The sequence below is a fragment of the Halobacillus rhizosphaerae genome (assembly GCF_046719735.1).
GTDB lineage: Bacteria > Bacillota > Bacilli > Bacillales > Halobacillaceae > Halobacillus_B > Halobacillus_B rhizosphaerae.
Map to the genome: position 1 here is coordinate 169,787 of NZ_JAUTWQ010000003.1, position 9,569 is coordinate 179,355.

Annotated in this window: 13 protein-coding genes; all 13 read left to right on the forward strand. The window is 32.6% G+C overall.

Annotated elements, in window-relative coordinates:
• Positions 1–19: 19 nt before the first annotated feature.
• Positions 20–1,303, forward strand: coding sequence for a hypothetical protein (locus Q7A53_RS06140; protein ID WP_411788251.1), 1,284 nt, complete (start codon positions 20–22; stop codon positions 1,301–1,303).
• Positions 1,304–1,334: 31 nt separating this feature from the next.
• On the forward strand, positions 1,335–1,841 hold the full coding sequence (locus Q7A53_RS06145; RefSeq protein ID WP_411788252.1) for a hypothetical protein: 507 nt from the start codon (positions 1,335–1,337) through the stop codon (positions 1,839–1,841).
• Between the two features lie 32 nt (positions 1,842–1,873).
• Positions 1,874–2,887, forward strand: coding sequence for a hypothetical protein (locus Q7A53_RS06150; protein WP_411788253.1), 1,014 nt, complete (start codon positions 1,874–1,876; stop codon positions 2,885–2,887).
• Between the two features lie 78 nt (positions 2,888–2,965).
• On the forward strand, positions 2,966–3,661 hold the full coding sequence (locus tag Q7A53_RS06155) for a hypothetical protein (protein WP_411788254.1): 696 nt from the start codon (positions 2,966–2,968) through the stop codon (positions 3,659–3,661).
• A 12-nt stretch (positions 3,662–3,673) separates the two neighbouring features.
• The gene (locus Q7A53_RS06160) at positions 3,674–4,114 is read left to right on the forward strand and encodes a hypothetical protein (RefSeq protein WP_411788255.1); all 441 of its coding nucleotides are present in this window, start codon (positions 3,674–3,676) and stop codon (positions 4,112–4,114) included.
• On the forward strand, positions 4,114–4,428 hold the full coding sequence (locus tag Q7A53_RS06165; protein WP_411788256.1) for a hypothetical protein: 315 nt from the start codon (positions 4,114–4,116) through the stop codon (positions 4,426–4,428). Before Q7A53_RS06160 ends, Q7A53_RS06165 begins: the two co-directional genes overlap by 1 nt.
• Entirely contained in the window at positions 4,421–5,200 is a 780-nt protein-coding gene (locus tag Q7A53_RS06170; protein ID WP_411788257.1) for a hypothetical protein, read from the forward strand. Before Q7A53_RS06165 ends, Q7A53_RS06170 begins: the two co-directional genes overlap by 8 nt.
• Positions 5,200–5,697 carry a hypothetical protein gene (locus tag Q7A53_RS06175; protein ID WP_411788258.1) on the forward strand — a complete coding sequence of 166 codons (498 nt, stop codon included), beginning with the start codon at positions 5,200–5,202 and terminating at the stop codon, positions 5,695–5,697. Before Q7A53_RS06170 ends, Q7A53_RS06175 begins: the two co-directional genes overlap by 1 nt.
• Positions 5,698–5,704: 7 nt before the next feature.
• Positions 5,705–6,562 (forward strand): hypothetical protein, encoded by an 858-nt coding sequence (locus Q7A53_RS06180; RefSeq protein ID WP_411788259.1) that lies wholly within the window; start codon positions 5,705–5,707, stop codon positions 6,560–6,562.
• Positions 6,563–6,610: 48 nt separating this feature from the next.
• On the forward strand, positions 6,611–7,351 hold the full coding sequence (locus tag Q7A53_RS06185) for a hypothetical protein (protein WP_411788260.1): 741 nt from the start codon (positions 6,611–6,613) through the stop codon (positions 7,349–7,351).
• 188 nt (positions 7,352–7,539) lie between these two features.
• Positions 7,540–8,058, forward strand: coding sequence for a hypothetical protein (locus Q7A53_RS06190; RefSeq protein ID WP_411788261.1), 519 nt, complete (start codon positions 7,540–7,542; stop codon positions 8,056–8,058).
• On the forward strand, positions 8,045–8,539 hold the full coding sequence (locus Q7A53_RS06195) for a hypothetical protein (RefSeq protein WP_411788262.1): 495 nt from the start codon (positions 8,045–8,047) through the stop codon (positions 8,537–8,539). The genes Q7A53_RS06190 and Q7A53_RS06195 overlap by 14 nt, the downstream gene beginning before the upstream one ends.
• Before the next feature lie 10 nt (positions 8,540–8,549).
• The gene (locus Q7A53_RS06200) at positions 8,550–9,539 is read left to right on the forward strand and encodes a tyrosine-type recombinase/integrase (RefSeq protein WP_411788263.1); all 990 of its coding nucleotides are present in this window, start codon (positions 8,550–8,552) and stop codon (positions 9,537–9,539) included.
• The last annotated feature ends 30 nt before the right edge of the window (positions 9,540–9,569 follow it).

The following is a 9,569-nucleotide window of genomic DNA, read 5'->3' on the forward strand; positions in this document are numbered from 1 at the left end:
TTGAAGGAGGTGAAAAGAGTTGAAAAAAATATTAGAATTTCAAGCAAGTATTAGTGATGTAAAAACTATTAGTCCTCTTTTCTCTACTTGTAAAGTTCGTGTTCTTTATACAGGCAAGAATAGAAACTATTCAAGTATATCAAAAGAAGCTGTGCAAAATGCACTTCCTACTATTATCAACATTCCTATTGTTGGTGAGTATTCTGTAGAAGCTAAAGATTATAAAGGTCATGGTGGAGCAATTGATCTTGATTCTTATGACTTTATACATACAACTAAACCTTATGGTGTTGTCCCAGAATCAGCAGAGTATGAATGGGAAGAAGTTAGAGGCTCAGACGGTTCAATTCGTGAATATTTAACTGTTAGTGGTTGTATTCTTTGGACAGGGAGATATGCAGAAGCCAATGATGTTATTAAAAGTGGTAAAGGTCAATCAATGGAAATTGAAGTGACAGATGGTACTTGGAATGATGATGAAGAAACTTACGAGATTAATAATTTTGTATTCTCTGCATTTTGTATTCTTGGTGATGAAGTAGAACCTGCTTTTGAAGATGCAAATATTACAGCGACTTATACCTTAGATAAAAATTCATTTAAACAAGAGTTCTCGCAACTTTTGGGTGAATTACAATCATATCAAAAAAACAAGGAGGAAAACGATATGTTTTTAAAACAATTACTTGAAAAATATAGTTTAACAGTTGAACAACTAAATGAAAAAGGCATCAAATTTGATGAAATTTCAGAAGATCAACTAGAAGCAAAAATCATTGAAGTTTTCGAATTAGAAGTAAAGCCAGAAGTTGTAGAACCAAAAACTGAGCCAGTTTCTACTGAGCCAAAAACTGAACCAGAGGTTGTAAAACCAGAAGCTACTGAACCAGTTTCTACTGAGCCAGAAGTTACTGAACCAACAGTAGAAGATTTGCAAGCTCAAATTGCAACATTAGAAACTGCAAATTCTACACTAACTTCCGAAAAACAAGCATTAACCACTGAGGTTGAAACTCTACGTCAATTTAAACTTGATGTTGAGAAAACAAATCATGAAGCAAAAGTTCAAGATATGTTTACAAAATTCCAACTAACAGAAGAAGATGTTAAAGAGATTGATATTCATTCTTTTACACTTGAACAACTAGAAGATAAATGTTTCTCAATTTTGGGTCGCAAAATGGCTTCAAAGAATTTTTCAAAAGAAAATGATAGTAATATCCGCTTGACAATCACAAGTGGTGAAGACAAAGAAGAACAAAATCAGCGTTATGGGGATTTGTTCGACAAATACAATAAATAATTATTAAATAATTATTAGGAGGAAAATAAAAATGGCAATCGCTCGTAAAGATAAGATGCTTGCAGGTTACAATGGTAACTTGGAATCTGTAATTGTTTATGACAATGCAGGAACTAGCACAGTTAAAATCACAAACGGTTTGTTTGTTGTAGTTGAAGGTTTGATCGCAGGTGAAAGAGAAACTAAGAAAGCTCGTCTAGCTGATGTTGAGGATGTTGCTCTTGACGTTCTTTTCATCCACAGTTCAGAAGTAATGTATGACGAAAGAGATTACAAACTAGCTGACTTCCGCATTGAAGCAGGTAAAGTAGCACGTGCATACCGTCTATATGATGGTGATATTGTTACTCTTACATCTGATCTTTTTGCTGATACAGTTGCAGTTGGTGACGTTCTTTGTGTTAAAGCTGACGGTAAACTTGGTAAAGATGCTACAGCAGTTCAAAGTGCTAAAGTTGTCTTCGAAGTAATCGAAAACAGTGGTAACGAATTAGACCTAACTATGGAAGCTTTCGCTGTACAAGTTACACGTAACTAATACATAAATAATCCCAAGGAGGAATATACAAAATGGACAAAAATATTGTAAAATTAGCTGTTGATTTGGCTAAAGGTAAATCCATTACTAATGGTTCTCAAAACTTCTCAACAGATGAGTCAAATGACACACTTCGTAAAGCATTTGCAGATTTGATGGAATATACTACTGATATGACTGATAAAGAAGCTCGTAAAGTATTCCGTAAGCATAAAACAGAAATTTTCGACTTACTAGAAGTCATTATTGACGAAACTCTTCAAGAAGGGCTTAAAGCTCAATTTGAAGGATTCGCTGAATATCGTAACTTAGCATGGGGAGATGCAAACCTATTCAAAACTCCTGCTAACCAAATTTTCCGTATCGCTCTAGTATCTGATGGAAACTCTAATATCCGTAGACAACGTTTACGTGATGGTCAAGAGTTCTCTATTTCTCTTGATACTTATGCTATTAAAATCGGTGAGGACTTTCATCGTTTCTTAGCAGGTCGTGTAGATTGGGCTGAGATGATGGCAGGTATTGCTGAATCATTCAAGCGTGATCTTACTCAACGTATCTACAAAGCAGTTCTTTCTAGCTATGGTAAATACAACGGTACATATCACTTCTCTGGAAACCTTACAGAAGATGATCTAGTTGAACTTGCTATGCACATTGAAGCACGTACTGGTGAGAAAGTTGCCGTTTACGGTACTAAACTTGCTCTTCGTAGACTTGCCCCTAATGCTATCACAGAAACTATGAAAGACAGACGTAATGAAGTTGGATTCTATGGTGTTATCTCTGGAATCGAATTGCGTGAAATCGAACAGTCTCATGAATATGGTACTGATGAATTTGCTATCGACAACAACATGATTCTTGTTCTTCCACAGAACTCTGATAAAATGGTTAAAGTTGTAAACGAAGGTGATGCAGTTATTCAAGACCAACAAGAAGGTACTACTTCTGACATGATGAAAGAATACTTCATTGCTAACCGTTTCGGTATTGCAGTAATCACAACCAAAGTATTTGGTTTCGTAAAACTTCCTTCTCTATAAGAGAAGTGCAATAAATAATTATATATGGAGAGGTTTATTGCCTCTCCTAATATAAATGAGAAAAAGGAGAAATTAATAATGGCACAATTAAACAAGCGTGAATTAACAAAAATTTTGGTAGAAGAATACGGTTACGAAAAAGAAGACTTGAAAGATAAAGAAGGTAAAGCATATACAAATGCTCAACTTCAACAAATGATTAAGCAAGAAGAAGAAGATGCAAAGCAGTTAGAAATTGACGAACATCGTGTACTATCTAAGAAAACTAAACTCAAAGATGATGACAAGATTGCAGTAATGAGTGGTTTGATGGGTACAGTAGTTTATCGGTCAGATATTAGTCGTAGACAATGGAGATTCACACGATTTGGTCAAGTTGAATCTATTCCATATGGTGAACTAGTAACTATTCAAAACAGGTTTCCTAGTTATTTCAGAGAATGTTGGTTGGTTGTTCTAGATAAAGAAGTTCAAGATGAATTTGGTCTAACAGAACAATACAAAAATATTCTTACACCAGAAAATATCGACTCTGTATTTAAAATGGAAATTGAAGAACTGATTGTGTTTGTTGATAACTTACCAGAAGGTATGAAAAATACTTTCATCAATAAAGCTCAAGAATTGCATTCAAAGAAAGAACTTTATGATGTTCGTGTCATCAACATGATTCAAGATAAATTTCAATTCTCATTAGAAGATAATAGTCCAATTAATGATCTAGCACTAGAAGGAAAACAAAAAGGAAACGTCATTTACGTTAATAAAGCATAGGAAGTGTAGAGAATGTCGGAAGTAACTAAAATTACTGATATTTATGATAGTTTTTTATCAAGGATATCGGATTACAGTTTTCTTTCGGACAATATAACAGAAGAAGAAATCATGGAAGACCTTTTCGGTTATTTTAAATCTGCACGAACTAAATTTTACAAATGTAAGAATAGTTTAAAAACTATTGATGACAATGGTGAAACTGTATTCACAGTAGAACTACATCCATTTGAAGTTGAAGTTTTAGTCTCATTAATGCTAGTGGAATATTTGAAACCGAAAGTTTTAACTGATGAAAATATGAAACAGTCTCTTAGTGATAAAGATTTCAAAATCTATTCACAAGCCAACCAACTTAAGGAAATGAGTCTACTTTATAGAAACTTTGCGAAAGAAGCAAGGAAATTAATTACCGAATACTCTTATATTGATCTAGATAAGGAGAAATGGTAATGGTTGAAGATAAAAAGAAATTAATAGTTTATTTAAACCAAGTAGTCAATAATGTTTTTAAAATTCTTCCATTGTTTGAAGAAGAAAATGTTGGTGTTAAGACTTACATAGAATCTTTGTTGTTTGAGTTATATGGTCTTGAAGAAGTTATAAAGTTAGATCAAAGTTTCGAATATGTTTCATTGCTATCCACACTAGAATCTATTAAAAAAGAAATCTACAAAAAAGATAGTAAGAAGAAAATCATAAAAAGAGAAACTTTCAAGTGTTTAAACTTAATTAAAAATCTGATTGGAAAGCTCGAAAATGAGTGATTTCCTAGACAGATATAATAAAAGAGTAGGTCGTAACGGTAAAAATATTGGAGAATCATACAATAAAAATACCATTACTTTCATAGAATCTACTTTTGCCAACGCACCAACCTTTAGAAAAGTGGGAGTCATTAGTACAGAGTTCCCAGAAATTACTGAGATGGATGCTAGGGTAATAGAAGTAGAAAGATTAGGTACTTTAAGAGAAGTCTTATTTAGACCTAATCAAAATTTAAATGTTGGAACTTATTTGACATTTGATGATGAGATTTGGGTAATATTCGGTAAATATGGCACAGGTGTTTCCTCCAAGGTTCTAGTTTCTAAATGTAATAGAACTCTAAAATGGAAAGATAATAATGACCAAATTAAAGAATATTATTGCGTTGCAAGTGCTACTGATTTAGGATCAAAAGCCAAGCAAAGTAAAGATGAAATCGAATGGAATAAGTATGATGTTAGATTACCTCTTGGACAGTTGTTTATTTTTGTTGAAGCAAATGAAGATACAGAAAGTATTCAGCTTAACAATAGGTTTATTTTTGGTAGGAAGGTTTTTGAAATTACAGGTGTAGATGATGTAACTTCTGTTGATAGAAATGGTTATGGAATTATACAGTTCACTGCCAAAGTTACAACCATTCAAAATGGTGATGATTTTGAAAATCGAATTGCTTTAAATAAGAATTATGAAGAAATCAACAATCAGAGCCAACAAACCCTTATACCAGAAGTTAAAGATGATGATGTTAGTGGAGGGAGAATTTGGTAATGAAGTTAGAAAACCTTTCTAAAAGTATAGTTGATATTATGATTCAATTGGCAAAAAATGAAGGATTGGCAAGATTATTAGTAAATAATGAGAAAAACCCTTTCCTCCAACCTGTCGAAGATAAATCAAATCTAATAGCAAGAGAACATCCAGATTCAAAAATTCATCCATTCCCTTTTGACCCAGATGCCATAACTAGTGATTCATCATTTGTTCGTGTATATCACAATGATGGAGAATTTGATGGTTCAGAGGTTATCTTAGAAACTCAATTACTCATTGATATAGTTGTAGCGAAAAGCTTGTGGCTTATTGATGATGGTGAAAGATCGTTAATAAGACCATATGAAATTATGGGTAGAATCATAGATCAAATTGGAAGTCGTAGCCTCAACACTACAATAAAACTGGATATAAAAGGTTTTAGACACTTAGCAGTCAATACTAAATTTGATGCAATTAGATTGTATTGCGAATATTTATCCATAGAAGCGTGATTAAGATATGAGAGATTATAGAGAATTAAATGAACTTGATCTCAAATTATGTCTTCTAAAAGGTAGTAGTCTTACTGTTGATAATTTAGATATAAAACCATATCTTCTCGGTGAATTAGTTGACTTTGGACATTCTCATTATATGAGAAATATTCAATGGGTATCACTCTCTGTTGATGATTTTATTGAAGCAATAGTGGATGAAGATAGAAAAAGAGCCTTACAAGAAATTCAACACACTTTAAAACCGTTTGATTTTTACACAAAATTAGGTGATGAAGAATTTCAACAAGCATTAATTGAAGCGTTACAAATGATTTTTAGAACACATGATATCAGATTTCTTGATGAGAATATCATAGCAATTGACTTTGAAAAAAGAGGGATATTCTATACAGATGAATATGGCGAAATATCCATAAACAATGATGTATTAGAATCCATGAGTGAAGAAGATATGAAGGTCATTCATCGAGATAATTTCGATAACATTGTTAAAATAATAAAACTCCAAAATTACTTAATACCTCCTTCTGAAAAAGAAGAGGAAGAAACCCTTCCTGCTGATGAAGAGACAAGACTTCTAATGGAACAAATGGAAGGATACAGGAGGAAAGTTGATCAAAAGAAAAAGGCACTACAAGATTCAGATGGTGAAAATGATATTGATATTTTTACCATAATTGATGCTGTTAGTACAAAAGCTAATGCTCTCAACAAATTAAGTATTTGGGACTACACAGTTTATATGCTCTATAGCGAATATGCAAGATTAGAGGTAATAGACAACTACAATTTCAGCATCCAAGCTATGATGGCAGGTGCAGAAAGCGTAGATTTAACTCACTGGTCTAGTAAGTTATAAACTTACTTGATACATATATTTTTTATTTAAAAACGGAGGAATCACATAATGAATAAGCGTTATGGTTTAAAGGAAGTTGCAAACGTAATTTTCTTTGATATTTCAACAGGGAAACCATCCCTATTTTTCGACACACTAAAAGTTTCTAGTATTTCCAACGAGTCCGACAGTGCAGAAGCTAATGGTGGTCAAGGCAACAACCGTCTAATGACTTGGGATTATGGTCGTAAAGCAACTCTTGCTATGCAAGATGCATTACTTTCTGATCAATCTCTTGCAATGCTTGCAGGTACTACAGCTAAAACTACTGGTATCACTGCTACTGGTCGTGACGTACTTACAATTGAAAATGGCTCAGTTACTCTTAAGCAAGAACCAAAAGCAGGTAGACCAGTTACTTTTTACGGCTACTCCAATGGTGTACTTACAGAAGAAGCTACTGCAACAGTTGATGGAACTGATCCACAATTATTTGATGTAGTAGTATCTAATGGTGAAACAGAAGTAATGGCATTTTATGAGTATGATGCACCTGCTGATTCTGTACAGATCACTTTCTCTGGTAAACAATTCCCTGCTACTTATCGTGTAGTTGGTGAAACTGTTGTTAAAGGTGAAGATGGACTTTTCCGCAAAATGCAGTTCGTAATTGCAAAAGCTAAACTACAATCTTCATTCGAATTAGCAATGGATGCAGAAAACGTATCAACATTCGACTTCAACCTAGATATCTTAACTGATACTTCAACAGAAGAGTTCAAGCTTTACGATATCATTCGTCTAGGGTAATAAGTACAATAAATAATCACATAATGGGTAGAGAACATAATATAGGTTCTTTACCCATTCTTTTTTTAATGATAACGCAATAGATAAAATTGACATTTTATCCAAAAAATGATATAATGTCAATAGGTAGAAATGTTTATTTTTTACCACAAATACAATAAATAATGACTTAAAAGGGGTAACAAAGAATGACTGATGTTAAAAAGGATATTAAAAAATTAACTCTTACGGAGCTTAAAAAGCAAAGTAAACAATTAGATGCAACGGAAGAGTTTTTCGTAACTATTGGAGAAAGCGAATATAAACTTACACATGATGTAGTATTTCGTAAAACAAAACAACATGCTCTATTAGAAGATATGTTGAAATTTTTCAATTCAATCGAAGGTCACAATGTTGATTGGCTTGAAATGGCAAGTCCATATACAGCATTGTTAATCATTAAACATTTTACAAGTTTAGAAGTTCCAAATGATGTAGATAAAGCTCTAGATATGCTTACAGTAATGATCGACTTAGATGCAATTACACCAATACTTAATGTTCTTCCAGAAGATGAAACCAATAAGATTTTTGAACTTCTAAAACAGACTGTTGAGAATATCAAGTCTAATGTTGAAGAAGCAGAAAAAGAAGCAATGGAACTTGCAGATCAAATTAGCAATGAAGAACTTAAAGAAATGATTGAGGGCAATGACGGAGAATAATTCACTATTTGCTTTTGATTCAGAACAAGAAGCAAAGAGAGTATTAATGGCAGAAGGTAGACGGTTAAAATACATAGCTCTAAAAATTTGGAGAAGATATTTGTCTAGTTATAAACCAGAAGCATACATAAGAACAAGAAAATCACAAAATGCAATTAAATTAGGTCATGTAAAAAAGGTCGGTTCTGATACTTTAGGTATCGAACTGACCTTTGATGATAATTTACTTTATCACGATTCAGTTATTAGCAAGAGCGAACCCAAAGGTCACTCTATTATGTTAATTAGTGAAGGTTGGAAAGTAAAAAGAGGTAGAGCTAAAGATGTTTACCGCTTTGGCTATTTTGAAGGTATTAATTATATTGAAAGAGTAAAAGAGGCTTTTGAAAGTGGAAAACATAAAGGAATCACTCTTGTAGTTAATTGGCAAGGTGAAGAATTTAGAAAACAACCACAGCAGAAAGGTGTTTTAAAAAAGTAGGTGAAATAAAATGGCATATAAAAAGATTGAAGATGTGACAGATGATTTCTGGGAAAATGAAGTCAATGACTATAATAAAGAACTAATTGAAGAATTTTTATCTCAAGGTCAATTATCCAAACAAACGCTTAAGCAGTATACATCTGCATTAAAGATTTTTGCGAAGTGGGTATATGACTTTGCTAGGAATAAAAATATAACAGATTTAAAGCCACGTGATGCTCTAAAATATCAAAACTGGTTAATCAGTAAAGAACTTAGCTCAAGTGCAATAAAATTTAAAAGATCAGCAGTTTCTAGTTTATGTGGTTATATAGAATTGTATTTTAGTGACGAACATCCAGACTTTAGGAATATATATTCAAAGTCGATTCCTAATGTAGCTAAGACGAGTTCAAAAGAAAAAATACCTTTGACTACTAAAGAAATACAACAAATAATTACATATTTAGAAGAGAAGAAAGAATGGCAGAAACTTGCTTATGTGTATTTTACATATTCCTCTGGTTGCAGAAGAGAAGAATCAAGACAGTTATTAGTAGAAGTTGCTAATTATGAAAAGTTCATTGATAAAAAAGGTAATCAAAAAGAATATTACCTAACTCATTATATAAGAGCTAAAGGTCAAGGAAGAGAAGGAAAACAAAGAAAATTCTCATTTGACCAAAAGGCAATGGATGCAATAAGAAAATGGATAGAATATCGCAAAGAACAAATAGAGAATGATGATTGTCCATTCGTTTTTGCAAGTAAAAAGAAAGACGGTTATAAACAACTTTCTCCAAATACTTTCAATTCATGGTGTTCAGAATTTAGTGAAGTCATTGGTGGGAAAGCAGTGCATCCCCACTTATTTAGAAGCTCAAGAGCAACAAATGCAGTAGTAGAAGATGGTTTAGATATTAAAAAAGTTCAAAAGTTACTAGGTCATAGTTCTTCTCAAACAACAGAAATATATGTTGTGCGTGATGATAGTGATGACTTAGACGATTTATATTAGATTAGGAGTAACAACCTAATCTGCAAAAGA